Annotated in this window: 27 protein-coding genes and 1 pseudogene; 15 read left to right on the top strand and 13 right to left on the bottom strand. The window is 61.6% G+C overall.

Annotated features, from left to right (window positions below; genetic code table 11):
- Nucleotides 1-54: 54 nt before the first annotated feature.
- The 8 genes and pseudogenes from LG385_RS17305 to pstB all read left to right on the top strand — a co-directional run bounded on the left by LG385_RS17305 (nt 55) and on the right by pstB (nt 9,994).
- The gene (locus LG385_RS17305; protein ID WP_225775258.1) at nt 55-684 is read left to right on the top strand and encodes a LysE family translocator; all 630 of its coding nucleotides are present in this window, start codon (nt 55-57) and stop codon (nt 682-684) included.
- A 97-nt stretch (nt 685-781) separates the two neighbouring features.
- A complete protein-coding gene (locus tag LG385_RS17300) occupies nt 782-2,476 on the top strand; it encodes a fatty acid--CoA ligase (protein ID WP_225775257.1) in 1,695 nt (564 codons plus the stop codon).
- A 327-nt stretch (nt 2,477-2,803) separates the two neighbouring features.
- Nucleotides 2,804-4,735, top strand: a complete 1,932-nt coding sequence (locus tag LG385_RS17295; RefSeq protein ID WP_225775256.1) for a DUF1302 domain-containing protein — start codon at nt 2,804-2,806, stop codon at nt 4,733-4,735.
- Nucleotides 4,736-4,751: 16 nt separating this feature from the next.
- Nucleotides 4,752-6,116, top strand: a complete 1,365-nt coding sequence (locus LG385_RS17290) for a DUF1329 domain-containing protein (protein WP_225775255.1) — start codon at nt 4,752-4,754, stop codon at nt 6,114-6,116.
- Nucleotides 6,117-6,271: 155 nt separating this feature from the next.
- Entirely contained in the window at nt 6,272-7,285 is a 1,014-nt protein-coding gene (gene pstS, locus LG385_RS17285; RefSeq protein WP_225775254.1) for a phosphate ABC transporter substrate-binding protein PstS, read from the top strand.
- Between the two features lie 69 nt (nt 7,286-7,354).
- Nucleotides 7,355-8,349: pseudogene (gene pstC / locus LG385_RS17280) on the top strand (phosphate ABC transporter permease subunit PstC).
- A 26-nt stretch (nt 8,350-8,375) separates the two neighbouring features.
- Nucleotides 8,376-9,221, top strand: a complete 846-nt coding sequence (gene pstA, locus LG385_RS17275) for a phosphate ABC transporter permease PstA (protein ID WP_225776273.1) — start codon at nt 8,376-8,378, stop codon at nt 9,219-9,221.
- Nucleotides 9,221-9,994, top strand: a complete 774-nt coding sequence (gene pstB / locus LG385_RS17270; RefSeq protein ID WP_181117037.1) for a phosphate ABC transporter ATP-binding protein PstB — start codon at nt 9,221-9,223, stop codon at nt 9,992-9,994. Before pstA ends, pstB begins: the two co-directional genes overlap by 1 nt.
- Before the next feature lie 17 nt (nt 9,995-10,011).
- On the opposite strand, the gene LG385_RS17265 is transcribed toward pstB, so the two are convergent.
- Nucleotides 10,012-10,668: a polysaccharide lyase family 7 protein gene (locus tag LG385_RS17265; RefSeq protein WP_225775253.1), complete on the bottom strand. Its 657-nt coding sequence runs from the start codon at nt 10,666-10,668 to the stop codon at nt 10,012-10,014.
- A 288-nt stretch (nt 10,669-10,956) separates the two neighbouring features.
- Here LG385_RS17265 and LG385_RS17260 point away from each other — a divergent pair, with 288 nt between their 5' ends.
- On the top strand, nt 10,957-11,664 hold the full coding sequence (locus LG385_RS17260) for an OmpA family protein (protein ID WP_225775252.1): 708 nt from the start codon (nt 10,957-10,959) through the stop codon (nt 11,662-11,664).
- A gap of 15 nt (nt 11,665-11,679) precedes the next feature.
- Here the strand turns inward: LG385_RS17260 and pta are convergent, their stop codons facing one another.
- Both pta and LG385_RS17250 read right to left on the bottom strand, forming a co-directional pair.
- Nucleotides 11,680-13,776: a phosphate acetyltransferase gene (gene pta, locus LG385_RS17255; RefSeq protein ID WP_225775251.1), complete on the bottom strand. Its 2,097-nt coding sequence runs from the start codon at nt 13,774-13,776 to the stop codon at nt 11,680-11,682.
- Nucleotides 13,777-13,831: 55 nt separating this feature from the next.
- A complete protein-coding gene (locus LG385_RS17250; RefSeq protein ID WP_318781404.1) occupies nt 13,832-14,113 on the bottom strand; it encodes a DUF3565 domain-containing protein in 282 nt (93 codons plus the stop codon).
- Between the two features lie 12 nt (nt 14,114-14,125).
- Here LG385_RS17250 and LG385_RS17245 point away from each other — a divergent pair, with 12 nt between their 5' ends.
- From LG385_RS17245 to LG385_RS17235, 3 genes are all read left to right on the top strand, one after another.
- The gene (locus LG385_RS17245; RefSeq protein ID WP_181117042.1) at nt 14,126-14,611 is read left to right on the top strand and encodes an FKBP-type peptidyl-prolyl cis-trans isomerase; all 486 of its coding nucleotides are present in this window, start codon (nt 14,126-14,128) and stop codon (nt 14,609-14,611) included.
- Nucleotides 14,612-14,630: 19 nt separating this feature from the next.
- Nucleotides 14,631-15,113 (top strand): glutathione peroxidase, encoded by a 483-nt coding sequence (locus LG385_RS17240; RefSeq protein ID WP_225775250.1) that lies wholly within the window; start codon nt 14,631-14,633, stop codon nt 15,111-15,113.
- Between the two features lie 93 nt (nt 15,114-15,206).
- Nucleotides 15,207-16,325 carry an NADH:flavin oxidoreductase gene (locus LG385_RS17235; RefSeq protein WP_225775249.1) on the top strand — a complete coding sequence of 373 codons (1,119 nt, stop codon included), beginning with the start codon at nt 15,207-15,209 and terminating at the stop codon, nt 16,323-16,325.
- A 22-nt stretch (nt 16,326-16,347) separates the two neighbouring features.
- Here LG385_RS17235 and LG385_RS17230 read toward each other — a convergent pair whose 3' ends face one another.
- Both LG385_RS17230 and cysZ read right to left on the bottom strand, forming a co-directional pair.
- Nucleotides 16,348-16,710 carry a hypothetical protein gene (locus LG385_RS17230; protein WP_225775248.1) on the bottom strand — a complete coding sequence of 121 codons (363 nt, stop codon included), beginning with the start codon at nt 16,708-16,710 and terminating at the stop codon, nt 16,348-16,350.
- A gap of 86 nt (nt 16,711-16,796) precedes the next feature.
- A complete protein-coding gene (cysZ, locus tag LG385_RS17225; protein WP_225775247.1) occupies nt 16,797-17,546 on the bottom strand; it encodes a sulfate transporter CysZ in 750 nt (249 codons plus the stop codon).
- Nucleotides 17,547-17,836: 290 nt separating this feature from the next.
- Here cysZ and trxB point away from each other — a divergent pair, with 290 nt between their 5' ends.
- Nucleotides 17,837-18,802 carry a thioredoxin-disulfide reductase gene (trxB, locus tag LG385_RS17220; protein ID WP_225775246.1) on the top strand — a complete coding sequence of 322 codons (966 nt, stop codon included), beginning with the start codon at nt 17,837-17,839 and terminating at the stop codon, nt 18,800-18,802.
- Nucleotides 18,803-18,859: 57 nt separating this feature from the next.
- On the opposite strand, the gene LG385_RS17215 is transcribed toward trxB, so the two are convergent.
- From LG385_RS17215 to LG385_RS17195, 5 genes are all read right to left on the bottom strand, one after another.
- Nucleotides 18,860-19,210, bottom strand: coding sequence for a HopJ type III effector protein (locus LG385_RS17215; protein WP_225775245.1), 351 nt, complete (start codon nt 19,208-19,210; stop codon nt 18,860-18,862).
- Entirely contained in the window at nt 19,203-19,499 is a 297-nt protein-coding gene (locus tag LG385_RS17210) for a DUF1244 domain-containing protein (RefSeq protein WP_181117049.1), read from the bottom strand. Before LG385_RS17210 ends, LG385_RS17215 begins: the two co-directional genes overlap by 8 nt.
- Nucleotides 19,500-19,565: 66 nt before the next feature.
- The gene (gene folX, locus LG385_RS17205; protein ID WP_181117050.1) at nt 19,566-19,937 is read right to left on the bottom strand and encodes a dihydroneopterin triphosphate 2'-epimerase; all 372 of its coding nucleotides are present in this window, start codon (nt 19,935-19,937) and stop codon (nt 19,566-19,568) included.
- Between the two features lie 17 nt (nt 19,938-19,954).
- The gene (folM, locus tag LG385_RS17200; protein ID WP_225775244.1) at nt 19,955-20,662 is read right to left on the bottom strand and encodes a dihydromonapterin reductase; all 708 of its coding nucleotides are present in this window, start codon (nt 20,660-20,662) and stop codon (nt 19,955-19,957) included.
- A gap of 82 nt (nt 20,663-20,744) precedes the next feature.
- Entirely contained in the window at nt 20,745-21,329 is a 585-nt protein-coding gene (locus tag LG385_RS17195) for an antibiotic biosynthesis monooxygenase (protein ID WP_225775243.1), read from the bottom strand.
- A gap of 237 nt (nt 21,330-21,566) precedes the next feature.
- Between LG385_RS17195 and LG385_RS17190 the strand changes: the two genes are divergently transcribed.
- Nucleotides 21,567-22,517, top strand: coding sequence for a MerR family transcriptional regulator (locus LG385_RS17190; protein ID WP_225775242.1), 951 nt, complete (start codon nt 21,567-21,569; stop codon nt 22,515-22,517).
- Nucleotide 22,518: 1 nt separating this feature from the next.
- Here LG385_RS17190 and LG385_RS17185 read toward each other — a convergent pair whose 3' ends face one another.
- Entirely contained in the window at nt 22,519-23,124 is a 606-nt protein-coding gene (locus tag LG385_RS17185; protein WP_225775241.1) for a hypothetical protein, read from the bottom strand.
- 68 nt (nt 23,125-23,192) lie between these two features.
- Nucleotides 23,193-23,648: a PAS domain-containing protein gene (locus tag LG385_RS17180; protein ID WP_225775240.1), complete on the bottom strand. Its 456-nt coding sequence runs from the start codon at nt 23,646-23,648 to the stop codon at nt 23,193-23,195.
- A 119-nt stretch (nt 23,649-23,767) separates the two neighbouring features.
- On the opposite strand from LG385_RS17180, the gene LG385_RS17175 reads away from it, so the two are divergent.
- A complete protein-coding gene (locus LG385_RS17175; protein WP_225775239.1) occupies nt 23,768-24,223 on the top strand; it encodes a flavodoxin in 456 nt (151 codons plus the stop codon).
- 233 nt (nt 24,224-24,456) lie between these two features.
- Here LG385_RS17175 and LG385_RS17170 read toward each other — a convergent pair whose 3' ends face one another.
- Nucleotides 24,457-25,263, bottom strand: coding sequence for a SirB1 family protein (locus LG385_RS17170; protein WP_225775238.1), 807 nt, complete (start codon nt 25,261-25,263; stop codon nt 24,457-24,459).
- Nucleotides 25,264-25,358 lie beyond the last annotated feature (95 nt).

Raw genomic sequence — 25,358 nt, 5'->3', positions numbered from 1 at the left:
CGAAGGGGTAAGGTACCTGCTGTACCGGTTTGTTACATCTTTTAGAGGTTGGATATGTATTGGAGTGAGTTTCTGGCGGTGGCGGCAATTCACCTGTTGGCGGTGGCGAGCCCCGGCCCGGACTTCGCCGTGGTGGTGCGTGAAAGCGTTACCCATGGTCGGCGTGCGGGCACCTGGACAGCCCTGGGGGTGGGCTCGGCGATCTTCCTGCACGTGGGGTATTCGTTGCTGGGTATCGGGTTGATCGTTTCGCAGTCGATCATGCTGTTCAATGTGCTGAAATGGCTGGCCGCGGCCTACCTGCTGTACATCGGCTTCAAGGCGCTGCGGGCCAAGCCGGGCAGCGAAGGCCCCAATGACCTGCACAGAGAGCGGCAAGTTCGTTCGCCGCGGGATGCCTATGTGGCCGGTTTCATGACCAACGGCCTGAACCCGAAGGCCACGCTGTTCTTCCTGTCGCTGTTCACGGTCGTGATCAATCCCCATACGCCCCTGCTTGTGCAGGCTGGCTACGGGGTTTACCTGGCAATCGCAACGGCCGTGTGGTTCTGCCTGGTTGCCCGGTTGTTCAGCAACGACCGGGTGCGCGCCGGCTTCGCCCGCATCGGTCACTGGTTCGACCGGGCCATGGGCGCGGTGCTGATCGCCCTGGGAGTAAAGATTGCCTTCACTCAAATGAAGTGAGCCCCTTCGCGGCACCGGTTCCGCAAAGCGAACCGGCAGGCCGCGAGCATGCTGCTAGGCTTCTTGCTGGCCACTCCGCTTGCCAAGAAGGAACCCGATGATGCAGACCCGGATCATTCCCCCCGCTTCAGGCGCCTACGCGTTCCCCTTGCTGATCAAGCGCTTGTTGATGTCGGGCAGCCGCTACGAACAAGCTCGAGAAATCGTGTACCGCGACCAGCTGCGCTACAGCTACAAAACCTTGAACGAGCGCATCGCGCGGCTGGCCAATGTGCTCACGAACGCGGGCGTAAAGCCCGGCGATACCGTGGCCGTGATGGATTGGGACAGCCATCGCTACCTGGAGTGCATGTTTGCCATTCCCATGATCGGCGCCGTGGTGCATACCATCAACGTAAGGCTGTCACCCGAACAGATCCTCTACACCATGAACCATGCCGAGGATCGCTACGTGCTGGTGAACGCGGACTTCGCGCCGCTATATCAAGCCCTGGTGGGGCAGTTGACTACCGTTGCGCATACCGTGCTGCTGACCGACACTCCGGAACAGCAGCCGGAGCTCCCCGCATCGCTGGGCGAATACGAGACACTGCTCGCCGCGGCCAGCCCTGTGTATGACTTCCCCGATTTCGACGAAAACTCGGTCGCCACCACCTTCTACACCACCGGTACAACGGGTAACCCCAAGGGTGTGTACTTCACCCACCGCCAGTTGGTACTGCACACGCTGTCGATGTCCACCTTGCTGGGCAGCGTGGATTGTGTGCGGCTGATGGGTACGGATGATGTGTACATGCCGATCACTCCGATGTTCCATGTGCACGCCTGGGGCGTGCCCTACGTTGCGACCATGCTCGGCATCAAGCAGGTGTACCCGGGGCGGTATGAGCCGGACATGCTGGTGCGGCTGTGGGAAACGGAAAAAGTGACCTTTTCCCATTGTGTGCCCACCATCCTGCAGATGTTGCTCAACTGCGAGCGTGGCCGGGACAAGGATTTTGCCGGTTGGCGCATCATCATCGGCGGCAGCGCACTGAACCGCGCGCTGTATGACGCCGCATTGGCCCGGGGCATTCAGCTGACCGCTGCCTACGGCATGTCCGAAACCTGCCCGATGATTTCCTGTGCCTATTTCGACCAGGAACTGATGGCCGCCGACGACGATGCGCGAGCCAACTTCCGGCTAAAGGCGGGTGTACCTGTGCCCTTGGTCGAAGCGGCGGTGGTAGACAGCGAAGGCGCGTTTCTGCCGGCCGACGGCGAAAGTCAGGGCGAACTGGTACTCCGGGCGCCCTGGCTGAGCATGGGCTACCTGAATGAGCCCGAGCGCGGCGGGGAGCTATGGGAAGGCGGCTGGCTGCACACCGGCGACGTTGCCACGCTGGACCATCACGGCATCATTGATATCCGCGACCGCATCAAGGACGTGATCAAGACCGGTGGCGAGTGGATTTCTTCCCTGGAGCTCGAAGCGCTCATTGCCCTGCACCCAGAGGTGCGAGAGGTGGCGGTGGTGGGCATGCCGGATGCGCAATGGGGGGAACGCCCCTTTGCTCTTCTTGTAGCAAGGGCTGAGCAGCCACGGGACGGGACCGGCCTGGCGGCTGACCTGAAAGGCCACCTATTGCCGTTCGTCGCCCAAGGGCATATCAACAAATGGGCGATTCCCGGGCACATGGCAGTGGTCGCGGAAATTCCCAAGACCAGCGTCGGCAAACTCGACAAGAAGCGTATCCGCGCCGACATCAAGCAATGGCAGCAGGACGGCGCCGTGGCTATTATCCCGCTCTAGCTATCACCTCTCCAATGCCCGCCGCAGAGCGCTTTCGCACACAGGCGGGCTTGCGTATTGCACCGTTTGCGCCATTCTTGGAAGCGCCGCCGCAGGCTGCGTGATGCGCCGGTTGTGACCCATTTCGCCATCACTGGTAAATATTGTGATACATCACCGCAAGAGCACCCTCGCTGGGCTGGCTATAGTCGACTTCGGGCCATGCCCCCGCGATTCGATTAACCGGTCGCTGCTGCCCGGCTTTGAGGCCGTGTGCCGTTCGCACGGCCGCCAGCGCTCACGCGTCTGGCCGCTCCCAATAACAAGAATGTATATGGAGTAGTGTCGATGAACCCGATCCGTTCCCTCTGGCAAAGGGGCAGGCTGCCACTGGCGGTCAGCCTGGCCTCTACCTTCGCCACCCCGGTGCTTGCGGTAAGTTTCAACATTGGTGAAATCGAAGGTCAGTTCGATTCGTCGCTGTCCATCGGCTCGAGCTGGTCCACGGCCAGCCCGAACAAGAACCTCATCGGCGTGAATAACGGCGGCCACGGCCTGTCGCAAACTTCGGACGACGGCCACCTGAACTTCAAGCGCGGCGAAACCTTCTCGAAGATATTCAAGGGCGTCCACGACCTGGAACTCAAGTACGGCGACACCGGGGTGTTCCTGCGTGGCAAGTACTGGTACGACTTCGAGCTGAAAGACGAGGATCGGCGCTTCAAGGACATCAGCGATTCGGGCCGCAAGGAGGGGGCGAAGTCCTCCGGGGCCCAGTTGCTGGATGCGTTCATCTACCACAATTACAGCATTGGCGACTTGCCAGGCAGCGTGCGCTTCGGCAAGCAGGTCGTGAACTGGGGCGAGAGTACCTTCATCGGCAACTCCATCAACAGCATCAACCCGGTGGATGTGTCCGCCTTCCGCCGGCCGGGTTCCGAAATCAAGGAAGGCCTGATCCCGGTCAACATGTTCTACCTGTCGCAAAACCTTACCGACAATCTGTCCGCCGAGGGCTTCTATCAGCTGGAGTGGGACCAGACCGTGGTCGACAACTGCGGCACGTTCTTCTCCCAGCCTGACGTAATTGCCGACGGTTGCAGCAACAACCTGGCGGTATTGCGCACCAGCAACGCGCTCAACGGCGCGCTGGCCGGCGCAGGCCTGCCAGCCGCAGCCCGTTCGGCCGTACTGAGCAGCCTGGGCAGGCAGGGCGTGACCTTCAGCAATGAGGGCGTAGTGGTAAGCCGGGACCCCGACCGTGATGCGCGCGACAGCGGCCAGTTCGGGCTGGCGATGCATTACAACTTTGAACCGCTGGATACCGAATTCGGCGCGTATTACATGAACTACCACAGCCGCTTGCCGGTCTTCAGCGGCCGCGGCGGGTCGGCCAGCGCCTACAGCGCTACCAACCTGGTGAGTTCGTTGGCAAGCTCTGGTATTCCCGTGGCCACCGCCCGAGCACTGGCATCCACGCTGCTACCCGTGGTGGTAGCAGGCAACGGCAGCTATTACGTGGAGTACCCCGAGGACATCCACCTCTATGGCCTGAGCTTCTCTACCACGCTGCCCACCGGCACTACCTGGAGCGGCGAACTCAGCTACCGGCCCAACGCGCCGGTGCAGATCAACACCACCGACATCCTCTACTCGGGGCTATCCCCGCTCAACCCCAACGTTTCGCAGGTACAGGGCTCGCCAGGCACCGACCAGCCCGGTTACCGGCGCAAGGAAATCACCCAGTTCCAGACCACCTTCACTCATTTCTTCGACCAGGTGATGTGGGCTGACCGGCTCACGGTGGTAGGGGAGGTGGGTTGGACCCATGTAGGCGGCCTGGAAAGCACCTCCAAGTTGCGCTATGGCCGGGACCCCAGCTATGGCCCTGGGCCGCTGCCCAACGGGCAGTGCCAAACGCTCAATGCCGGCACCCTCGCGGGCGCCGCGCAGAACAACGTGAGCCGCTATTGCGAGAACGACGGCTTTACCACCACCGATTCCTGGGGCTACCGCATGCGGGCCATCTGGGACTTCAACAATGCCATTGCCGGGGTAAACCTCAGGCCTAGCCTGGCCTGGTCTCATGACGTGGATGGTTACTCGCCCGGCCCGGGTGGCAACTTCGAGGAAGGGCGCAAGGCAATCAGCGTTGGCCTGGACGCCGACTACCTCAACACCTACACGGCCAGCCTGTACTACACCAACTTCTTCGACGGCAAGTACACCACCGTGGATGACCGTGACTTCGTGGCCATGAGCTTCGGCGTGAATTTCTGACCGGGACACTACACATATGAACAACATCAAGAACGTGGTTTGGGGGTCGGCAATCGGGCTGCTGCTAGGGGCCAGCCATGGCTGGGCGGCGGTATCGCCCGCCGAGGCGGCGAAGCTGGGCACAACATTGACGCCCATGGGGGCAGAGAAGGCCGCAAACGCAGACGGGTCCATTCCGGCCTGGGCGGCGATGCCGAAAAATGCCGGCGCGGTGGACGCCAAAGGTTTCCTGGCTGACCCTTACGGCAGTGAAAAGCCGCTGTTCGTGATCGACAGCAAGAACGTGGATAAATACGCCAGCAAACTCGCGCCCGGCCAGGTGGCCATGATTAAGCGCTACCCGGATACGTACCGCTTGCCGGTATACCCGGGCCACCGCAACGCCACCGTGCCGGACGCGGTATTTGCTGCCATCAAGGACAACGCCATCCAGACCAAACTGGTGAGCGACGGCAATGGCCTGGAAAACTTCAAGACCGCCATTCCGTTCCCGGTCCCGCAAAGCGGGCTGGAAGTAGTGTGGAACCACATTACCCGCTACCGCGGCGGGGCTGTAAGCCGCACCATCACCCAGGCCACACCGCAGCAGAACGGCGACTACAGCCTGGTGTACTTCCAGGATTCCTTCGTGTTCCGGGACCGGATGAAGGACTTTGACCCCAACAACCCCGGCAACATCCTGTTCTACTTCAAGCAGGCCGTGACCGCGCCCGCGCGCCTTGCCGGTACGGTGCTGCTGGTGCACGAGCCCCTGGACCAGATCAAGGAGCCGCGCGAGGCGTGGATCTACAACGCCGGCCAACGCCGGGTACGCAAGGCGCCCCAGGTGGCCTACGACGGCCCGGGCACCGCGGCGGACGGCATGCGTACCTCCGACAACCTGGACATGTTCAACGGCGCGCCCGACCGCTATGACTGGAAGCTCGTGGGCAAGCAGGAGATGTACATACCGGTGAACAGCTACAAGCTGGATTCGCCCTCGCTGAAGTACGCCGACATCATCAAGCCCGGCCATATCAACCAGGACCTTACCCGCTACGAGTTGCGCAGGGTGTGGCACGTGGTAGCCACCCTCAAGCAGGGGCAGCGGCATATTTACGCCAAGCGCGACTTCTATTTCGATGAAGACACCTGGCAGGCCGCGGTGATCGACCACTATGACGGCCGTGGCCAGTTGTGGCGGGTGGCAGAAGCCCACGCGCAGACTTACTACAACTATCAAGTGCCATGGACCACGCTCGAAACCCTCTACGACCTGCAGAGTGGCCGGTACCTGGCGCTGGGTATGAAAAACGAGGAAAAACGCGCTTACAACTTTGAATACACCGCTAATTCGTCCGACTACACCCCTGCTGCCCTGCGCCAGGACGGCATCCGCTGACCCTGCCCATTTTGCCCGGCCATGCCTTTGTGGCTGGGCAATGTCCTAGTGCCATGTTTTAAACAGACTGTCATCAAAAGGTCACATTCAAAGCATTAAATCAGCACGGCAAACTTCCATGGAATGAATCCATGGAGCCAAACTGAGGTGTTGCCGTGAAACTGCTGACCAAAAATCGCCTATCGATTTTGCTGGCTTCGCTGTGCCTTTCTGGTGTTGCCCATGCGACCGACGTTACCGGCGCGGGTTCGAGCTTCGTGTTCCCCGTACTTTCCAAGTGGAGCCAGGAATACCAAAAGAACAGCGGCAACCGTATCAACTACCAGTCGATCGGTTCGGGCGGTGGCATCGCGCAGATCAAGGCAGCAACCGTTGATTTCGGCGCCTCCGACGCTCCGCTCAGCGCTGACGACCTGAAGGCCGGTGGCCTGGGCCAGTTCCCTGTCGTGATCGGCGGCATCGTGCCGGTCATCAACGTTGCAGGCATCGAACCTGGCAAGCTGAAGCTGGACGGCGAAACCCTGGCCAAGATCTTCCAGGGCACTATCACCACCTGGAACGACCCGGCCATCGCGGCGCTGAACAGCGGCGTGAACCTGCCAGGTGACAAGATCACCGTGGTACACCGTTCGGACGGTTCGGGCACTTCCTTCAACTTCACCAACTACCTGCAAAAGGCCAGCCCAGAGTGGAAAGCCGGCGCGGGCAGCACGGTGCAGTGGCCGGTGGGCGTGGGCGGCAAGGGCAACGAGGGCGTCGCGGCTTATGTGAAGCAGATCAAAGGCTCCATCGGCTACGTGGAATACGCCTACGCCAAGACCAACAACATGGCTCACACCCAGCTGAAGAACGCTGCCGGCAAGTTCGTGTCGCCTGACATGAAAACCTTCCAGGCCGCTGCCGATACCGCTGACTGGGCCAATGCCAAGGACTTCAACCTGCTGATGGTCAATGCCCCGGGTGACAACGCCTGGCCGATCGCCGCCACTACTTGGGTGATCATGTACAAGCAGCCGAAAAACGCCGAGCAGAGCAAGGCTGCTTTCGACTTCTTCAAGTGGAGCCTGGACAAAGGCCAGGCCCAGGCGGCTGAGCTGGATTACGTAGCACTGCCGGACGGCTTGGTGAAACGCATCGAAGGCTACTGGCAGTCCGAGTTCGCCAAGTAACCGCAACCTGAAGCCATCCCTCAGCCGGCATCACGCGGGCTGGGGGATTTGCCATGAGTGGCCCTACCGATGACCGACAATTCTCAAGTGCTGACCAACATGACCGCCGACCGCCAAAGCGAAAGCGAAGCCCGCGCGGCCAAAGATCAACGCCACGATTTATGGTTCCGTCGCACCGTGCGCGGCGCCGCCATGCTGGTGCTGTTCCTGTTGGCCTGCATCGCCGGTTCGACCCTGTGGGGCGGCAGTGAAGCTTTTCGAACCTTTGGCCTGGATTTCCTGACCACCACCGACTGGGATGCCGTCGCCGGCAAGTTCGGCGCCGTGGTGCCTGTTTATGGAACCCTGGTGACTTCTTTCCTCGCGCTGCTGATCGCCGTCCCGGTGAGCTTCGGCATCGCGATCTTTCTGACCGAAGTTGCGCCGCCATGGCTGCGCATGCCGATCGCTTCTGCCATCGAGCTGTTGGCGGGGATCCCTTCGATCATTTACGGCATGTGGGGGCTGTTCGTGTTCGCCCCGTTCATGGCCGAACACCTTAGCCCCTGGATCAACGATAACCTGGGTGCCATTCCCGGCATCGGGGCGCTGTTCCAGGGCCCGCCGCTGGGCATCGGTACGCTGACCGCCGGCATCGTGTTGGCAATCATGATCATCCCATTCATTACCTCCGTGATGAACGAAGTGTTCCGTACCGTTCCGGTGGCATTGAAGGAATCCGCCTACGCCTTGGGTGGCACCACCTGGGAAGTGGTGTGGGACATCGTGCTGCCTTACACCCGCACGGCGGTGGTAGGGGGATTTTCCTGGGGCTGGGCCGGGCGCTGGGTGAAACCATGGCGGTGACCTTCGTGCTGGGCAACGCGCATCAGCTGTCCGCCTCGCTACTGATGCCCAGCAGCTCCATCGCTTCGGTGATCGCCAACGAGTTCAGCGAGGCCTACACCGACCTGCACCGCTCGTCGCTGATAGGCCTGGGCTTCCTGTTGTTCGTCGTCACTTTCATCGTGCTGGCTTGTGCCCGCCTGATGCTGATGCGCCTGTCGCGCAAGGAGGGCCTGTGAGTTCTGCCAACGAAAACCTCTACCGGATGCGCAGCTTCAAAAACAAGCTGGCGATGGTATTGAGCTGCAGCGCTACACTGTTTGGCTTGGGATGGCTGGTGTGGATTCTCGCCACTACCCTGATCAACGGGTTCAGTGCACTGGGCACCGCACTCTTCACGCAGATGACCCCTTCGCCGGGGAGCCCGGGTGGCTTGGCCAACGCATTCTACGGCAGCGCGCTGATGTCGCTGATTGCCTTGGCCATCGGCACGCCGATCGGCCTGATGGCTGGGGTATGGTTGGCTGAGTTCGCCCGCCACACCAAGCTGGGCACCGTCGTACGCTTCATCAACGACATTCTGCTGTCGGCGCCGTCGATCGTGCTGGGTCTGTTCGTTTATACCGCGTTCATCCTCCCGGTCAGCGCCATGACCAACCACCAGGTGGGCTTCTCCGCGCTGGCCGGTGCGCTCACCTTGGCGCTGCTGGTTATTCCTGTGGTGGTGCGCACCACCGACGAAATGCTCCAGCTGCAGCCTTCAACCATGCGCGAAGCCGCGCTGGCCCTGGGTGTGCCGCAATGGAAGCTGACCCTGCAGATCGTACTGCGTGCCGCTCGCGCGGGTGTGGTAACCGGTGTGTTGCTGGCGCTGGCTCGAATCACTGGTGAAACCGCGCCGCTGCTGTTCACCGCGTTTGGTAACCAGTATTGGAGCAGCGATATCCTCAAGCCCATGGCCAGCGTGCCAGTGGTGATTTTCCAATTCGCGATGAGCCCCTTCGATGACTGGCATGCGTTGGCCTGGGCCGGTGCCCTGGTACTGACCATGTTCGTACTCACGCTCAGCTTGCTCTCCCGCCTCATTCTTTTGCGCGACAGGTCCAACTGATGAATAACCTCGCCCCGAAACGAACCAAGATCCAGGTGCGCGACCTTGAGTTTTTCTACGACAGCCATCGCTCGCTGAAGTCCATCAACATGGACATCCCGGAAAAACACGTCACGGCTATCATCGGGCCGTCCGGTTGTGGCAAGTCCACCCTGCTGCGGGTGTTCAACCGCATCTATTCGATGTACCCCAAGCAAGAGGCGAAGGGAGAAGTGCTGCTCAATGGCGAGAACATCCTCGCGCCCGGGTACTCGATGAACCGCCTGCGCAGCCATGTAGGGATGGTATTCCAGAAGCCCGTGCCCTTCCCGATGTCGATCTTCGACAACGTGGCCTATGCGGTACGCCACCATGAGCGGCTGAACCGTCGGGAAATGGAAGAGCGGGTAGAGCAGGCACTGCGCGGGGCAGCCCTGTGGGATGAGGTGAAGGACAAGCTGAAGCAGAGCGCACAAAGCCTGTCCGGTGGGCAGCAGCAGCGCCTGTGCATCGCTCGCACCATCGCCCTGCGGCCACAGGTGCTGCTGCTCGACGAGCCTACGTCCGCGCTGGACCCGATCTCCACCGGCCGGATCGAGCAGCTGATCACCGAACTCAAAGAACAGTTCACCGTGATCATCGTGACCCACAACATGCAACAGGCCGCGCGCTGCTCCGATTACACCGCGTTCATGTTCCTGGGTGAACTGATCGAACACGGCGACACCGACACCATCTTTACCAAACCGAACAAAACCCAGACCGAGGACTACATCACCGGTCGGTTTGGTTAAGCTCGCGAACAAGGCTTTTACAAGTGGCTTACTTCCAGCCGGGTGTAAGTCACTTTCCCGCCTTCGGTGGCATAGCCCACGTTATCCAGCGTATACACACCTGCCTTGAAGTAGAACGCATACCCGTACCAGGACGGCGCCAGCTGGATCTGCGGGCCGGCGTTGTTGATCAGTACAGTCAGCTTGCCCTGCTTGTTCATCTGGATAGCGTAGGCAAAGGCCTTGTTCAGCGGCACGTTCGGCACGGTATAGGCCACCGGGCTTTTCACGTCCGAGGGATTGACCCGGTATTCCAGGTCGATATTGCCGGTGCCGTTGGCGTAGCGGTACACCACTTTGAGCAGCGGCGCGGTAGCGTTCTTGGCGTGAATCTGCGCAACCACCACACGGCCGGCGGACGGCACCTGGTTCACGCTAAGGGTACCCTTGAGGGTGTTCTGGCCGCTGTTGTACAGCCAGTTGCGTGCCTTGCCGTCGGTCGAGGTTTCGCGCAGCTCGCTACGGGGGTAGTCGCTGCTACCGGAATGCGAGCCCGTCACTGGCGCCCAGAAAACGATCTTGTCGCCGGTATTAGTGAAATAGGAGGTTTGCAGGCCCGGCAACGCGGCAGTGGCCACGGTCAGCGCAGGCGTTTCAATCGGAAGGGTCAGGTTCCAGGGGGCGAGGTCGATCATGCGTAGAAAGCTCGGGTGGGCTGTGCCTCACTCTGGAGGTATTCAGCCGGGCGATACGTAGCACTATTCCGCCGTCCGTGGCGCTACTCGCTGTTAACGGCATGGCGCGGCCGGGCTTGATGGCATTCTGACAAGCGGTACGGTTGAACCCCTCTGACACAGCGGTTCAGGCGCTGAGAAAGACCGTGAAACAAATATCATTGGAATTCACACAGCTCACCGCGCTCAAATTGCCCCTTACGCAGTATTTGCTGCCTGCTACTTGAATGTGTAACCCAGGAGTTCGCCATGCTTACCCCAAGCCGACTGATCATCGCCGCCACCGCCGCCGCCATCTTGTCCGGGTGCGCCGGGCAAAACCCGTACGCTGATCAGGGGCAGGGAAGCCAGGGCGGTGGTGTCAGCAACACCGCCAAATACGGTGGCCTCGGGGCGCTTGCCGGTGCAGTGGCGGGCGCCGCCATCGGCCACGACAACCGCGGCAAAGGCGCGCTGATCGGTGCCGCCGTGGTGGGTGCGGCCTCCGCCGGTTACGGCTATTACGCGGATCGTCAGGAAAAAGCCCTGCGCGAAAGCATGGCCAATACGGGTGTGGAAGTGCAGCGGCAGGGCGACCAGATCAAGCTGATCATGCCGGGTAACATCACCTTCGCCACGGATTCGTCGGCTATCGCGCCAAGCTTCTATGCCCCGCTCAACAACCTGGCGGGCTCGTTCAAGCAATTCAACGAAAACACCATCGAGATCGTGGGCTACACCGACAGCACCGGCAGCCGCCAGCACAACATGGACCTGTCCCTCCAGCGTGCCCAGGCGGTGAGCACCTACCTGAGCTCCCAGGGCGTGGATGCCTCGCGCCTGACAGTGCGTGGTGCCGGCCCCGACCAACCCATCGCCAGCAACGCCGATGCCAATGGGCGCGCGCAGAACCGCCGCGTAGAGGTCAACCTCAAGCCCATCCCGGGCCAGCAGTACCAGCAGCCGGCCCAGCAGTAACCGCTCGCCTTTCGCCTAGCCCTCCAGGCCGCGGCTGGCCTGGATGGCGGTGAGGGCAATGGTGTACACGATGTCATCGACCTGCGCGCCACGTGGCAGGTCGTTCACCGGCTTGCGCAGCCCTTGCAGCATCGGCCCCAGGCTCACACAGTCGGCGCTGCGCTGAACAGCCTTGTGGGTGGTGTTGCCGCTGTTCAGGTCCGGGAACACGAACACCGTGGCGCGGCCCGCCACGTCGCTGTCAGGCGCCAGCTGCCGCGCCACCGCCTCGTTCGCTGCCGCGTCATATTGCAACGGGCCGTCAATCAGCAGCCCACGCTGTTGCTCCCGTGCCAGCAAGGTCGCTTCACGCACCTTTTCCACTTCCTCGCCCGTGGCGGACTGCTCGCTGGAATAGCTGAGCATGGCAACCCGGGGTGCAATACCCAACGCCTGGGCGGAATCGGCGCTTTGCAGGGCGATCTCGGCCAGCTCGGCGGCATTCGGGTGAGGGTTCATCACGCAGTCCCCGTACATCACCACCTGATCCGGGAACAGCATGAAGAACACCGACGAAACCAGGCTCCAGCCTGGGGCGGTCTTGATCAGCTGCAGGGCAGGGCGGATGGTATTGGCGGTGGAGTGCACCAGCCCGGACACCAACCCGTCCACTTCATCCAGGGCCAGCATCATGGTGCCGATCACCACAGGGTCTTCAAGTTGCTGTTCGGCCATGGGCGCATTCAGGTTCTTGCTCTTGCGCAACTCGACCATAGGCGCCACGTAGCGCGAACGGATAGCATCCGGGTCGAGAACCTCCAGTCCCGATGGTAGTTCCAGCCCCTGGGCACGCGCTACCGCTTCCACATCCGCTGGCCGTGCCAGCAGCACGCAGCGCGCGATGCCTCGGGCCTGACAGATTGCAGCCGCCTGCACCATAAGCGGCTCGCTGCCCTCTGGTAGCACGATGCGCTTGTTGGCGTGCTGCGCGCGCTGAATCAGCTGGTAACGGAACACGGCGGGCGAAAGCCGCAATTCCCGCGGGGTGCCGCAGCGTTGATGCAGCCAGGCGGCGTCCAGGTGGCTGGCAACGAAATCCGTGATGTGCTCCGCCCGTTCCCGGTCGTCCACCGGGATTTCGTTGTTCAGCTGGTTGAGCCGTGTGGCGGTGTCGTAGGAACCGGTGCTCACTGACAACACCGGCAGGCCCGCCTGCAAGGCCCCCTGGCACAGTTCCATCACACGTGGGTCGGGGCGGGTATCGCTGGTAAGCAGTACGCCTGCCAGGGGCACGCCGTTGAGCGAAGCCAGGGCGGCGGCCAACAGAATGTCGTCGCGGTCCCCGGGGGTAACCACCAGCACGCCTGGCTTGAGCAGCTGCAGGGTATTGAGCACGGTGCGCGCGCAGATGATGATGCGCGACATGCGCCGCTGCTCGTAGTCCCCGGCGTTCAATACCTGCGCGCCAAGCAGCTCGGCGACGTCGCGGGTACGTGGCGCGTTGAGCTCGGGCTGGTAGGGGATGCAGCCCAGCAGGCGGAAATCCCCGCCGCGGAACAGCGGTGAATGTTCTCGCAGCCGCAAGGAGAACTGCTCGATGCTTTCTTCAGTGCGCACCTTGTTGAGGATGACACCGATAAGCTTGGGGTCGCTCGCACCGCCGAACAGCCGTGCCTGCAGGTCGACCCGCCCGGACAGTTCCGCCAAGGCTTCGTTTTCCGGGGCCGACACCAGGATCACGTCGGCATCCATGCTTTTGGCCAGGTGCTGGTTCACCCTCGCCGCATAGCTGGCCTGCCGCGTGGGCACCATGCCTTCTACCACCAGCACGTCCTTGCCAACGGCTGCGGCCTGGTAAAGGGTGATGATTTCTTCCAGCAGCTCATCGAGCTGGCCGTCGCCTAGCATTCGCTCCACGTGGCCAAGCGCAAGCGGGGCGGGCGGCTTGAGCCCATGGGTACGGGCAACCAGCTCACTGGAACGCTCCGGGCCGGTATCGCCCGGATGATGCTGCGCCACGGGCTTGAAGAAACCCACCTTGAGGCCGGCGCGTTCGAGGGTGCGTATCAGCCCCAGGCTGATGGAGGTCAGGCCTACGCCGAAATCGGTCGGCGCGATGAAAAAGGTTTGCATGGTATGTCTCGGTCAGCGAAACAGGCGGCGGCGTATCTTCGCCGCGATGGCCGGATCAGCCAAGGTTACCGCCAAAGCCGCCCCGTGCGCACCAGCCACAGGCAAAGGGCTTGCCGATACGGCGCTGGCGCTCGTCGGGGTCCACGACCCACGGGCGGGACTGCCAAGGGGGTGCATGGCGAAGGTGCTGGGTGTGCCCGCAACTCAGGCGCGCGAACCAGTCGCCCTGTGCATCCTGGTCGAACCCGAGGATCATGCAGTCGTCAGTGCGCGGCCCGTCACATTCGCAATCGTCCCCGTGCTTGTTTACACTGAGGTCTTCCAATCTCTTGTGCAAAGGTCTTACCCCATGCTCATTGCCGCCAAAAAGGCTGTGTCCATCGACTATACCCTTACCAATGATGCTGGTGAGGTCATCGACAGCTCGGCCGGCGGTGCGCCGCTGGTTTACCTGCATGGCGCTGGCAACATCATCCCTGGCCTGGAAAAAGCCCTGGAAGGCAAGCAGCCTCAGGATGAAGTGGACGTGACCATCGAGCCGGAAGACGCCTACGGCGAATATTCCGCAGAGCTGGTCAGCACCCTCAGCCGCAGCATGTTCGAAGGCGTCGACGAGCTCGAAGTCGGCATGCAGTTCCATGCCTCCGCGCCGGATGGCCAGATGCAGATCGTGACCATCCGCGACCTGGATGGCGATGACGTCACCGTTGACGGCAACCACCCGTTGGCCGGCCAGCGTCTGAACTTCAAGGTCAAGGTCATCGACGTACGTGATGCCAGCGAAGAAGAAGTCGCGCACGGCCACGTTCACGGCGAAGGCGGTCACCACCACTGATCCGAAGGGGGGAAGGCACATGGGCGCGTTTCACGAGCTACAGACCACGGCCATTGATGGCGCACCACTGCCACTGAGCGGTTTTGCCGGCGAGGTGGTGCTAGTGGTGAATGTTGCCTCACAGTGTGGCCTTACCCCCCAATACGAAGGCCTGGAGCGCTTGCAGCAGCGCTTCGGCCCTCGTGGCTTCACGGTACTCGGTGTGCCTTGCAACCAGTTCGCCGGGCAGGAGCCAGGTACCGAGGCCGAGATCCAGGCCTTTTGCACCACCCGCTATAACGCAAGCTTTCCTCTTACCAGCAAGGTCGAGGTGAATGGCGCTCAGCGTCATCCGCTCTACACGCTATTGGCCGGCGAGGCAGCAGCGCATCCTGGTGATATCACCTGGAACTTCGAAAAATTCCTTATCGGCAAGGACGGGCAAGTGCTTGCACGCTTTTCGCCGCGCACGCTACCGGAAGATCCTGCCGTGCTCGAGGCCATCGAACGGGCCCTTGGCTGAACCCTGACCGGGGAAATCAAGCCCATCAATAGTGCTGTGCCCTCCGATACGCTGCCTCTAAGCTGTGGCGCTGAACTTTACGGAGGCGCGCAGATGTCAGTACACGCATTGTTCCAACCATTCGTTTCAGGGCCACTCAAGTTGGCGTCGCGTATCGTGATGGCGCCCATGACCCGATCCTTTTCCCCAGGCGGCGTGCCGAACGAACAAGTGGCGGAATACTACCGCCGCCGCGCGGCGGGCGGTGTAGGGCTCATCATTACCGAAGGCACCACGGTCGATCACCCGGCCGCCAATGGCTACCCCAACGTTCCCCGCTTCCATGGTGAAGACGCACTGGCCGGCTGGCGCAAGGTGGTCGAGGCGGTTCATCAGGCGGGTGGCAAGATCGCTCCGCAGCTGTGGCACGTCGGTAACATTCGGCGCCTGGGTACGGAGCCCGACGGCACGGTGCCAGGGTACGGCCCGATGGAGAAGCGCAAGGACGGCCGTGTGGTTATCCATGGCATGACCCAGGAAGATATCGACGCGGTGATCTCTGCTTTCGCCCGTGGCGCCGCAGCCGCCAAAGGCATCGGCATGGATGCTATCGAGATTCACGGTGCGCACGGCTACCTGATCGACCAGTTCTTCTGGGCGTCCAGCAATCAGCGCGTAGACGCCTATGGCGGGTCGCACGAGAACCGCTCCCGCTTCGCCATCGAACTCGTGCGTGCGGTTCGCGAGGCCGTGGGGCCGGAATTCCCGATCATCTTCAGGTTCTCCCAATGGAAGCAGCAGGATTACAGCGCTCGGCTGGCCACCTCGCCCGAAGCGCTCGACGCGTTCCTGCAACCGTTGGTACAGGCGGGCGTGGATATCTTCCATTGCTCCACCCGCCGTTTCTGGGAGCCGGAATTTCCTGAGGCAGAAGGCGACGGTGCGGCGCTCAACCTCGCGGGCTGGACCCGCCGGCTCAGCGGCAAGCCCGTGATCACGGTAGGCAGTGTAGGGCTGGATGACGAATTTCTGAAATTCATGGTGCAGACCGACGAGGTGGCAAAGCCCGCGAGCCTGGATGACCTTGTTGCGCGCCTGGCCCAGAACGAGTTCGACCTGGTGGCGGTAGGGCGGGCATTGCTGGTAGACCCTGACTGGGCCGCCAAGGTGCGCGACGGGCGTGAGCAGGACATTCTTCCGTTCAGTCGCGAGGCGCTGGGCCAATTGAGCTGAACGGAAGAGAAGCGGCCGGCCCTTATACAAGCCGCTGATACACCTCGCCCACGATTTCGCCCATCAGCAACCCACTGACATCAGGGATCCGGTGTTCGTCCTCGAAGCTGTACGCGACGAAAAAAACCCCGAAGGTGTCGGATACCCAAGCCGAGGGCGGGTCCTGCTCCTGGATCCGCCGAGTGGTTTCTTCGGTGAGTGTCTGGGAGTAAATGACCAGACGCTCTTCCAGGTTATTGACGCCATTGAGGTAAATCCGGTCAGGGGCCGGAAGGTTATTCAGGCCTTGCTCGGCCAGCACCGTTTCCAGTTCGGTGCGCACGCGTGCGGCCAGTTCATCAGTGCCCTCATGCGCCCCGTTGTTCTCGGTTGTTTCGTTGATCATGGCTATGCCCTTTTAAATCTTTCGCCGGCGCCACTCGCCGGCAGGGCCATTTAAAAGGAGCTCATCATTGCCAAGGGTGTACATAACTACGCCGGGACAAGACGGGCGTCGCCTCGTTCACGAACCCAGAACAAGGTAGCGCCAGCGACCGCCGCAGGCATCATCAGGATGTTCACGACCGGTATCAGCAGTACAAGGTACACACTGCCTCCGAAGCTGAGGCTGGCCCAGCGCTTGCGGCGCAGCCAGGCCAGCATGTCCTGCCAGCTCAGCTTGTGGTTGTCGGCGGGGTAATCGATGTACTGGATAGCCATCATCCACACGCCAAACATAAGCCACAAAGGCGCCGCGATCACGTTCACCCCCGGGATCAGCGACAGCACAAGCAGCCCGACCGCCCGGGGCAGGTAATAGGCCAGTTTGCGCATTTCGCGGCTTAGGGTGCGCGGCACCATGGCCAGCAGCTCGGCCCAGCTGAAGGCAGGAAATTCATCCTTGCCTGTCACTACTACTTCTACCTTTTCTGCCAGGAACCCGTTGAACGGGGCGGCTATGATGTTGGCGACCATGGTGAAGGTAAAGAACACCATCAACACCACCAGTGTCACAAACAGCGGCCAGAGGATGTAGTTGAGGAAGCTCAACCACGAGGGCAGTTCGGGCATCAGCTGGTTTACCCACAGGCTGAATTCGTGGCCGGCGAAATAGATCAGGCCCACGAACAGCACCAGGTTGATGCCCAACGGCAACAACACAAACAGCCGCAGCCCTGGGCTGAGAACCAGCTTGAGCCCCTGGCGCAGGTAGTCTGGCCCGGACAATGCAGGTAGTGGCATGGAATGAGCTCTCCAAAGCGATGAAGTTGCCGCACGGTACCGACTTTGCCGTTACGGTAAAACCCTGAAATGCCCCGCAGCAACATCATGACACCAAGAGTGCGTAATAGCCCTCTGCGCATAGCGCCCCCCTATCAGCAGAATTGCCAAAGGGTATTTCCCTATATGGCCGCTCCTCGTTAAGCTTCACCCACTTCGATTTACCGGGCCGCAACAGTGGCCTGTCATTTTCAGCCGGCTAGGCCGGCACTACGACGCGGCGCCCTTTGGCCGGTCGACAGGAGTGTGTCATGTCTGAGCTTCGTCATTCCCGAGTGATCATCCTCGGCTCCGGCCCAGCCGGTTACAGCGCCGCCGTATATGCGGCACGTGCCAACCTCAAGCCGCTGCTGATCACCGGCATGCAAGCAGGTGGCCAGCTGACTACCACGACCGAAGTTGACAACTGGCCCGGCGACCCCCACGGCCTTACCGGCCCGGCCTTGATGCAGCGGATGCAAGAACACGCCGAGCGTTTCGAGACCGAAATCGTGTTCGACCATATCAACGCGGTGGATCTGGCTGCCAAGCCGTTCACCCTCACTGGCGACAACGGTACCTATACCTGCGATGCCCTGATCATCGCCACCGGTGCCAGTGCGCGCTACCTGGGCCTGCCTTCCGAAGAAGCGTTCATGGGCAAGGGTGTTTCCGCCTGCGCCACCTGCGACGGGTTCTTCTACCGTAACCGCGACGTGGCGGTGGTAGGGGGCGGCAACACTGCGGTGGAAGAAGCGCTGTACCTGGCCAATATCGCGAAGAAGGTCACCCTGGTGCATCGTCGGGAAACCTTCCGCGCCGAGAAGATCCTGATCGACAAGCTGCATGCGCGGGTTGCCGAGGGCAAGATCGAGCTCAAGCTCAATGCCGTGCTGGACGAAGTGCTGGGCGACAATATGGGCGTGACCGGGGCGCGTTTGAGGAACAACGATGGCAGCGCCTCCGAGCTGAACGTGGACGGTGTGTTCATTGCGATCGGCCATACCCCCAACACGTCGCTGTTCGAAGGGCAGCTGCAGCTCAAGGATGGTTACCTTGTGGTCAAGGGTGGCCGTGAAGGCAATGCGACTGCCACCAATGTCGAAGGCGTGTTCGCCGCTGGCGACGTGGCCGACCACGTGTACCGCCAGGCCATCACCTCTGCGGGTGCCGGCTGCATGGCCGCACTGGATGTGGAGCGCTACCTCGACGGCCTGCAGAACGCAACGTTCGAATAAGCGCAGCGTGATACGAAGCGCCCGGCAAATGGCCGGGCGTTTTCATTTCAGGCGGGATCAGGCTACCGGCACCTTGCGCACCAGCGGAGCGGCCTCGAAACGCACAGCGCTCATTCCGTTGGCAATCAGCGCACGGATGTTGGCGTGGTCGCTGCCTTCCGGCGTGGCCAGCACGGCACGGTAATGTTCACCGAAGGCCAGTAGTGCTTCCTGGTCGCTGAAGCCCTCCAGTTGGGCCAGCCCCAGGGTTTTGCACGAACCTTCGTTCTGGCCGGCGGCATTGGTCACCGGGCCATTGGTGAAAGCTTGTGGGCTGTAATCGTAATGGTCGGCCACAAAGGCGAGGGTATCGGCGAACAGGTTTTCACCGGTTTCCAGGCTGGCCCGGAACGCATTCAAATCAGTCATGGGGTTTTCCTTGGGCGAAGGCAGCGGCCTGGGCCGGGCTGGCTTCGGTCTGGTAACGCTGTTTCCACTCGTCGTAGGGCATGCCATACACCACCTCGCGGGCGGCGTCCTGGGTGAGTTCCAGCCCGCGTTCGTCTGCGGCGGCCTTGTACCATTTCGACAGGCAATTGCGGCAGAACCCGGCAAGGTTCATCAGGTCGATGTTCTGCACGTCAGTACGGTTGCCCAGGTGTGCAACCAGGCGGCGAAAGGCCGCGGCCTCGAGCTCCAGGCGCTGTTGCTCGTTCATGTTCGGGCTCCTCCGATAGTAGGGCGGCGATGATAAAAGGCGTGCCCGCCGTGGGCAATCACGGCGTCAGCGACGGCCCGCCAGGGTGATCGACACCGATTCGGCAAAGCGCAGCGCATGGGGCTTGTCCACTTCCACTTCGCTGTAGTCTACAGCCTCATAGCTCATCACCAGATCCAGGATTTCCTGTGTAAGGCGCTCCAGCAGCGCGAAGCGGTTGCCTTCCACGTGCTGAATGATCGCTTTGGTGATTGTCCGATAATTGAGCGCGTGGTCGATGTCGTTATCACGCACGGCATCAGTGGCGCGGTACAGTATCGTCACGTTGATGAGCACGTCCTGCTTGTTGAGGATCTCGTCCTCATTGATGCCGATATAGGTGCGCAGGCGAAGGTCCTTCACCCGGATGCGGGCCATTCCTGGCTCCAGATGTGGCATGGTGCAAACTCCCAGGGCTATTTCAGATGCCGACCGCCGTTCACGGTCAGGGTGGTTCCCGTCACGTAGGCATTGTCCATCAGGTAGCGCAGGCTTTGGTAGATAACCTCCGCGCCGGGCTCGATGCCCATGGCGGATTTGGCCAGCGCCTTGCGTCGGTAGGCCTCGTCATCCCCCTCGTTGAACTGAATCAGGGCAGGGGCGATGCCATTGACCTTTATCGCCGGCGCGAAGCGCGCCGCGAAGGACAATACCAGGCTGTCGAGGCCCGCCTTGGTGGCGCAGTAAGCGATGTGTTTGGCGCTACCCTTGCGGGTGACGTCGTCGCTGATGTGAATGATATCTGCAACCGGGCTTGCCTTCAGCAGGCCTTCGCATTCGAAGTTGATCAGGTACGGCGCCAGCATGTGCACATTGAACATACCGAGGAACGCGTCGGGGTCGGCCCCACCGTTATCAGGTAGCCACGCCGAAGCGTTATGCACGATGGCCCGTAGCCCGCTGACGCTGGCCTTGAGCGTCCCGATGAAGGCCCGGATACCGCCTTCGTCGGTGAAGTCTGCCAGCAGGGTCATTGCGCCCGCCGCGCGCAGCGATTCGATGCCCGGGTGCTCCCGGCGGTAGGTCGCCACTACTGGAATGCCGTCATCCAGCAGCCGCAGCGCGCAGTGCAAGCCTAGCCGCTGCGCGGCGCCGGTAATGAGGACTGGGAAATGTTCAGGCATGTAAGGGTCGCTGTGTGGCCGCCCCGTTCACCGCGGCGGCTGAGCAGCGACAGTAGCGTACCCGGGACGCTGCGCCAACCGCCTACCTTGCCTGGGCGCTGGGCTTGGCCACTGCAGTAGTGCGCGGGGGCGCGTTCAACCAGGGCGCGAGCAAGCGGGTTGAAAGCGGAATGAAGATAAACACCATCAGCGGTGTAAGCGCCAGCGTGCTGACGAGGATACGAGGCGCCAGCGTCAACTCCCCTAGCCATGCACCAAAAGCGAAGTTGAACAGCAGCGACACCGGGAAGAACGCCAGCCAGATCGCCACGGCTTGTTTCCAGCGAGGCGGGCGCTGCGGTTGTGCCGAGCTGGATGTGGTAGCGAACCAGCCATCCATGCCATGCACGCGGTGTTCCGAAGGCTGAGCGAACAGCCCATTGCCACGCGCAAGCCAGGCCTGTCGGGACGCGGAAAACTCCCACGCATGCAGTGTAATGGGGTCGGCGAAGCGGAAGATCATCTGAAATTCGTTATCGCCCTCAGGCGGCGCAAGAATGCCCGAGCCCAGATAGCCCGGAAAGTCAGTAGCGAGGTGCTCGCCTTCCTGCAGCCAGGCGATCAATTCAGGGTACCGCCCTTTGGCGGCGCGGCGCGCGACCAGCATGGTCACAGGTGGCGTAGACATTGTGTATCTCCCGGCTGCAGGCAACCGCCCAGGGTAAGGGCGTCGCAATCGCGCCCCGGGGTGGTGGGGCGCAATGGAATTCAAGCAAGGATTATTCCTTATTCGAACCGAGCCGTCTGCTCCCATGCGCCACGCCTGTCGGGGGAACCATCGCTGCGGTGCATGTTCCATCGCGCATAAGGTCTCAACAAACAGTTACAATCGTTCAACAGCCTGAAACCGCCGGTTTTCCTTCGTATGAGCGACAACGAACACTATGCGGCCACCAGCCGCGCCCATAGCGAACAGGAGCTGTTTCCTATTCGCGAAGTGTCGCGCCTCACAGGTGTGAATCCCGTAACGCTGCGTGCCTGGGAGCGGCGCTATGGGCTTATCCAGCCCACTCGCACCGAAAGCGGGCACAGGCTCTATTCCGCGGCCGACGTGGCGGAAGTGCGGGCGGTCCTGGGGTGGCTGGAGCGCGGCGTAGCGGTGAGCAAGGTAGGCACTCTGTTGGCCCGCAGCCAGGAAGGCAGGGTGCCAGCCCCCACCGAGCCGGCGTCGGCATTGAACGAATATGGGCAGTGGCGTGACCGGATCGCATCTGTCGTGCATCGTTTCGATGAGCTCACCCTCACGCGGCTTTACGGGCAGGTCTTCTCGACCTATCCCTTGGCCGTGGCCTTCGAGGAGGTGTTCATACCCGTGTGGGAGCAGGCGCGGCTTCGCCAGGAGAGCTTCGGGCTGGCCAGCGAATGGGCATTCCTCGATCACTTTCTACGTGGGCAGGTGCTCAAGCGCCTGCAGTTCGTTCAGCGAGAAGCGGTAGACAGCCATGTGCTGCTTTGTGGCGTGCCAGGCCAGTGCCACGAGCTCGAACTGCTGGTAACGGCAATGTTGCTGGGGAGCGACCAGGTTTGGGTGCAGCCGTTGGGCAAGGGGCAACCGCTTGAAGAGCTGGGGCTGGTGACCGAGCGTATTCAACCTCACGCCGTGGTGCTGTTTTCCAACCACGCCCCGGGCGCAGACGCCGCCAAGCGGTTCGTCAAGCTGGGATTGACGCTTGAATGCCCTTTGCTACTGGCGGGGGAGATGAGCGAGCTGATTCAGGACCAGCTGGTGAATTCGTCGGTGGCCTGCCTGGGGGCTAGCGGGTACCTGATGAAGCGGCGGCTGTTGCAATACATCGCGGGCCATCTGGATACCTGATTCAGGCATGCAGATCAGGGTGCGCCAGCCGATGCTGCTCGAGAATGTAATGGCGCAACCGCTCGGCTTCCTGGGCATCGTGCGGGATCAGCCGGTAAGCCATCAGGCCCTCGGCAATCTCACGCTCCAGGCTGCCGCGCAGGGCGATCGGCGCGTAGCCTTCGGGCGCGAACCACAGGGAGAACACCTCCGGCGCCTCGATGCCATCCCTAAGTTGCAGCACCACGCCGCTGACCGAAATTTCCACCACCCACAGCGACACCGGCTTGCCGCGCCGGCCCTGCAACGCGATGGCATCGGCCAGGGCGAGGCGCCATGGGCGGATCATCGGGCCGTCTTCGTAGATGGTGGGCGCGCCCAGCTTGATGTGCTGTGCGTGGAATTCGTCTTCTTCCAGGCGCAACGGGAAGCTCAGCTGCTGGTTCTCATACTGGGCCTGGATGGTGACGTGCTCGTGCGCGACCAGGCGCGTCAGCAGTTCCTGCAGTTGGGTACCGCCGTTCACCATCAGGCCGGTAGAGGCGTCACTATTGTCGGCCGCCAGGCTGTGATGGATGCCCTGAAGGAAATCAAGTTCGTCCTGAGTGAGCAGAGAGTCAGGTTGCATGATTCGGCCCGGTTAGTGTCGCAAGAGCGAAGTAGTAAACATGAGGCCCTCGGGGTTGCCGTAGCGTTTCACCGTTCAGCGTCTTTGAGGCGGACAATTTCCTGGCGCGCCTCTGCCAGTTCTGCTTCCAGTTGCATTATTCGTTCCTGCCCTGCCACCTGCGCGGTGACGTCTTTCTGGATTCCGATAAAATAACGTCGGCCGTCTCCGTCATTGTGAACGGGCGCAATCGACAGTTCATTCCAGAATTCGCTGCCATCCTTGCGAAAGTTGCGCATGATCTGCCGGCAGGGCTGCCCGGTATCGATGGCGTCGCGCACCTTCTGCCGGATGGCTTCTTCGGCCTGCCCGTTCTGCAGGAAGCGACAGTCGCGATAAAGGATTTCGTCAGCACTGTAGCCGGTCATTCGTTCGAAGGCCGGATTCACGTAAATCAAAATATTATCCGAGCCTTCCTGCTCAGCGATAACGATGCCGTCATTGGACGCATCGACCACGAGTTGCAACAAGTTTGGGCCAATCATAGGTGCTCCGGCGGCCGCCTCGGTGAGATGGCATTTTAACTTACCCGCTGGGCTCTGGCATGCGGGAACCGCTTTCGTTCCGCTGGTAAACTGCCTGCCTCGTCCAAAAGGAGCCCGGCATGAAGGTTGCCCTGTTTTCCGGTTCTGTCTACGGCGCTGCCGAAGACGTCGCCCGCCATGTGGTTCAGCTGCTCGAAGCCGCTGGGCATCAGTGTTATTACAACCCCCGGGGCGATCTCGCCGCTTTGCTGGCTTCGCAGCCCGACGCCCTGATCGGTATCACCTCCACTACCGGCATGGGCGAACTTCCAGACAACCTGCTGCCGCTTTACAGTGAGCTGCGAGACCAGTTGCCGGCGCCCTTGCGTGGGTTGCCTGGCGGCGTGATCGGCCTGGGCGACTCAAGCTACAGCGACAGTTTTTGTGGAGGCGGCGAACTGCTTGCAGAACTGTTCGACGAGTTGGGGATACGGCAGACAACCCCAATGCTACGGCTGGACGCCAGCGAAAGCGTCACCCCCGAAACCGATGCCGAGCCATGGCTGGCTGAATTCATGCAGCGGTTGGAGCAATAGGCGAAAAAAAGGCCGCTGCGCACACAGCGGCCAAGCAAGACATTGGTTCAGGAGCTACCAAACAACGTCGGGGGTACGTTGAACACCACTGGAGCAATATTGGCGTAAAAGGCTTAAGCCAATATTAAGTTGAACGATGTTCGACCCTTCGAAGGATACGGCCCCGCGCCGCCTGGATAAATTGGATTGTTTGACAATCACCGTTGCGATGAGCGTAACAATGCGGCAGGTAGTCAGTGCAGGCGTTGCACCGCGCCGGGCAAGCCCTGTAAGCGCTCCGCCAGGCGCAGTCGTTGTACGGGATCATCGGTCAACAGCAGCGCATGCTCCACATCGAAGCGTTCGGCCTGAGGGCAATCCAGCCGCTGGTACAACCCGGCACGCGCCAGGTAATCCGCTGCCGTCGCCGGGCCGAGTTCGAATACCCGTTCGGCGTCTTTCAGGGCAGCCATATACAGGTCCTGGCTGCTATGCAACTGGCGCAGGTTGCGCGATAGCCGCTGCAGCATCTGGGCTGCCGAAGCTGTAGCCATGTGTTCGGCACGCAGTTCCATGCCAGTGCCAAACTGCCGGGCCAGCAGTTCCCGGCAATCCTGTGGATACAACCGGCGCCCTCCACAGGGGTCGAGCAGGTGGTCGGCACCGGGCACCTGAAGCAGGAAGTGCCCGGGGAAGTTAACCCCCACCAATGGGATGTCCAGGCGCCTGGCCAATTCCAGCGCCAGCAGGCCCAGCGCCAACGGTTGGCCACGTTTGCGCGTGAGTACTTTATGCAACAAGGCGGCGTCGGGGCGCAGCGGATGGAACTCGTCCTGGGCGTAGCCAAGGGCGTTCAGTTTTCGCAGCAGCGGCTGCGCAAGCTCTCGAACCGGGAGCAGCGGCAAGCCCGCACTGACGGTCAATTGCAGCGTTTGCAGGTCGCTGAGCAATTGGGCGGGTGTAACGCCGGGATCGTGCTCGGCGGCCACCCACAGCGCGGCCTCGAACGGGGCGGCGGGCTGGCGGGCAATGCAATTGAGGCAAGCTTGGCGTGGGTTCATGGATGAACGCTCCGTTCCTCCGACGGCACGGCCAGCGGGTGCCAGCGTACAGTGCTTCAGCTTTTGTAGCCCTCGGCGGCGGTTTCGTCCAGTGT

Origin of the sequence: Pseudomonas sp. Marseille-Q5115, assembly GCF_916618905.1 — a bacterium.
Lineage (GTDB): Bacteria > Pseudomonadota > Gammaproteobacteria > Pseudomonadales > Pseudomonadaceae > Aquipseudomonas > Aquipseudomonas japonica_A.
The sequence above is the reverse complement of the archived record's forward strand: the minus strand, read 5'-3'. Positions and strand labels throughout refer to the sequence as shown.

Bases quoted from the DNA above. Each gene is read 5' to 3' on its own strand.
- LG385_RS17305 (WP_225775258.1), top strand. From the start codon at position 55: ATGTATTGGAGTGAGTTTCTGGCGGTGGCGGCAATTCACCTGTTGGCG.
- LG385_RS17300 (WP_225775257.1), top strand. From the start codon at position 782: ATGATGCAGACCCGGATCATTCCCCCCGCTTCAGGCGCCTACGCGTTC.
- LG385_RS17295 (WP_225775256.1), top strand. From the start codon at position 2,804: ATGAACCCGATCCGTTCCCTCTGGCAAAGGGGCAGGCTGCCACTGGCG.
- LG385_RS17290 (WP_225775255.1), top strand. From the start codon at position 4,752: ATGAACAACATCAAGAACGTGGTTTGGGGGTCGGCAATCGGGCTGCTG.
- pstA (WP_225776273.1), top strand. From the start codon at position 8,376: ATGCGCAGCTTCAAAAACAAGCTGGCGATGGTATTGAGCTGCAGCGCT.
- pstB (WP_181117037.1), top strand. From the start codon at position 9,221: ATGAATAACCTCGCCCCGAAACGAACCAAGATCCAGGTGCGCGACCTT.
- LG385_RS17265 (WP_225775253.1), bottom strand. From the start codon at position 10,668: ATGATCGACCTCGCCCCCTGGAACCTGACCCTTCCGATTGAAACGCCT.
- LG385_RS17260 (WP_225775252.1), top strand. From the start codon at position 10,957: ATGCTTACCCCAAGCCGACTGATCATCGCCGCCACCGCCGCCGCCATC.
- pta (WP_225775251.1), bottom strand. From the start codon at position 13,776: ATGCAAACCTTTTTCATCGCGCCGACCGATTTCGGCGTAGGCCTGACC.
- LG385_RS17245 (WP_181117042.1), top strand. From the start codon at position 14,126: ATGCTCATTGCCGCCAAAAAGGCTGTGTCCATCGACTATACCCTTACC.
- LG385_RS17240 (WP_225775250.1), top strand. From the start codon at position 14,631: ATGGGCGCGTTTCACGAGCTACAGACCACGGCCATTGATGGCGCACCA.
- LG385_RS17235 (WP_225775249.1), top strand. From the start codon at position 15,207: ATGTCAGTACACGCATTGTTCCAACCATTCGTTTCAGGGCCACTCAAG.
- LG385_RS17230 (WP_225775248.1), bottom strand. From the start codon at position 16,710: ATGATCAACGAAACAACCGAGAACAACGGGGCGCATGAGGGCACTGAT.
- cysZ (WP_225775247.1), bottom strand. From the start codon at position 17,546: ATGCCACTACCTGCATTGTCCGGGCCAGACTACCTGCGCCAGGGGCTC.
- trxB (WP_225775246.1), top strand. From the start codon at position 17,837: ATGTCTGAGCTTCGTCATTCCCGAGTGATCATCCTCGGCTCCGGCCCA.
- LG385_RS17215 (WP_225775245.1), bottom strand. From the start codon at position 19,210: ATGACTGATTTGAATGCGTTCCGGGCCAGCCTGGAAACCGGTGAAAAC.
- LG385_RS17210 (WP_181117049.1), bottom strand. From the start codon at position 19,499: ATGAACGAGCAACAGCGCCTGGAGCTCGAGGCCGCGGCCTTTCGCCGC.
- folX (WP_181117050.1), bottom strand. From the start codon at position 19,937: ATGCCACATCTGGAGCCAGGAATGGCCCGCATCCGGGTGAAGGACCTT.
- folM (WP_225775244.1), bottom strand. From the start codon at position 20,662: ATGCCTGAACATTTCCCAGTCCTCATTACCGGCGCCGCGCAGCGGCTA.
- LG385_RS17195 (WP_225775243.1), bottom strand. From the start codon at position 21,329: ATGTCTACGCCACCTGTGACCATGCTGGTCGCGCGCCGCGCCGCCAAA.
- LG385_RS17190 (WP_225775242.1), top strand. From the start codon at position 21,567: ATGAGCGACAACGAACACTATGCGGCCACCAGCCGCGCCCATAGCGAA.
- LG385_RS17185 (WP_225775241.1), bottom strand. From the start codon at position 23,124: ATGCAACCTGACTCTCTGCTCACTCAGGACGAACTTGATTTCCTTCAG.
- LG385_RS17180 (WP_225775240.1), bottom strand. From the start codon at position 23,648: ATGATTGGCCCAAACTTGTTGCAACTCGTGGTCGATGCGTCCAATGAC.
- LG385_RS17175 (WP_225775239.1), top strand. From the start codon at position 23,768: ATGAAGGTTGCCCTGTTTTCCGGTTCTGTCTACGGCGCTGCCGAAGAC.
- LG385_RS17170 (WP_225775238.1), bottom strand. From the start codon at position 25,263: ATGAACCCACGCCAAGCTTGCCTCAATTGCATTGCCCGCCAGCCCGCC.